Origin of the sequence: Acidiphilium sp. PM (assembly GCF_000219295.1) — a bacterium.
In the GTDB taxonomy this organism is placed as follows: domain Bacteria; phylum Pseudomonadota; class Alphaproteobacteria; order Acetobacterales; family Acetobacteraceae; genus Acidiphilium; species Acidiphilium multivorum.
This window is the reverse complement of the sequence record NZ_AFPR01000220.1, coordinates 1-1,322: the sequence shown is the minus strand read 5'-3', so window position 1 is coordinate 1,322 and position 1,322 is coordinate 1. Positions and strand designations below refer to the sequence as shown.

General features: G+C 67.1%; 3 protein-coding genes. All 3 read left to right on the top strand.

Features of this window, described 5'->3' with window-relative positions; translation table 11 throughout:
* Positions 1-192, top strand: a 192-nt coding sequence (locus tag APM_RS22030) for a hypothetical protein (RefSeq protein ID WP_197535480.1), incomplete at its 5' end; no start/stop codon positions are given.
* A 142-nt stretch (positions 193-334) separates the two neighbouring features.
* Positions 335-952, top strand: a complete 618-nt coding sequence (locus APM_RS09980; RefSeq protein WP_013639971.1) for a hypothetical protein — start codon at positions 335-337, stop codon at positions 950-952.
* A gap of 43 nt (positions 953-995) precedes the next feature.
* Positions 996-1,307: a DUF1330 domain-containing protein gene (locus APM_RS09975; protein WP_007423245.1), complete on the top strand. Its 312-nt coding sequence runs from the start codon at positions 996-998 to the stop codon at positions 1,305-1,307.
* The last annotated feature ends 15 nt before the right edge of the window (positions 1,308-1,322 follow it).

The following is a 1,322-nucleotide window of genomic DNA, read 5'->3' as shown; positions in this document are numbered from 1 at the left end:
GATCAGGATCACCAAGGGGCCGGCGATGCCGCGCCGGTGACCCTCGGCGGCCACGCGGTCGCACAGCGCCGCGAGGATCGCGGCGAAGCGGCTGGCGGGACTGGCGAGGGGGACGGCGCTGGCCATGCCCGAAAGGACCACGGCGGCAGGGGGGTGGGCAAGGGCGATGTGACGCCGGTCATTGCCGGTTGACGGATTTGCCGGCAAGACGGCGATGAAAGCATCGTTGCCGCCTCATGATGATCGCGGGGCGGCGCGCCGGCGTCCTGTCCCTGAAATTCGCGGTGGATCTCGGATCCGGGACGCCGGACAACAAATCCTGGGAGGCGGCGGCGTGATTCACATCATTTATCAGGCGGACCACAAGAAGCGGGCGGAGGCGTTGCAGGCGGCCAATCCGGGATCGTTGATCAGCGAGGTCGGCGATACGCCGTTCGGACGCGGCAGCGTCGACACGCTGGTCTATTGGGGGCATGGCGACGCCTACAAGTTCTGCACGATGGAGGCGGACGCGTTTCTCGCGAACATCAGGGCGTGGCAGAAGATGAACCCCAATATCCGCACGGTCGAGGTGATCACCTGCAACGCCCGCCACGGGTTCGAGGGGGCGGAGATCCGGGCCTCGTTCACCGACCAGATCAAGAAGCAATGGCGGAAGAAGTTTTCCGGCATGATCATGAAGGCGCTGCCGATGGGCGTGAGCAAGGGGCAGGTGAACAGCTGGTCCATCCTGAAATACCAGGACACGACGAAGACCTGGTATTACGTGACGGCGCCGGGGGCGAAGGACACCCAACACATGTGGCCGGGCTGCCATGAGATCGAGGCGGCGGTGGGGAACGGGCTACACGAGAAGGCGCAGGCAGCGAGCGCGAACACCCGGCGGGTGTGGACGGTGATGTCCGGCACCATCTACACGCTTCGCAGCAGCCTCGTGGTGATCAATCGCTGACGCGGCCGCGGGTGGCCGGGCCGGAGTCGGATGGAGCAGAAATATGGCGAAGGGATACTGGATCGCGAGCGTCGATGTGCGCGACGCCGAGGCCTATGCGGCCTATGTGCGGGAGAACGCGGTGGCATTCGCGAAATATGGCGCGCGGTTCCTGGTGCGCGGCGGGGCGGCGGAGGCGGTCGAGGGCGGGATGCGGTCGCGGATCGTGGTGCTGGAATTCCCCGACCACGCGGCGGCGCTGGCCTGCTATCACTCGCCCGAATACGCGAAGGCGAAGGCGCTGCGCGAGGGGGCGTCGGTCGCCGATGTGGTGGTGGTCGAGGGGTATGACGGGGCGCAGCCCGGCGCGGCCTGAGCGCGGGCGGATGCG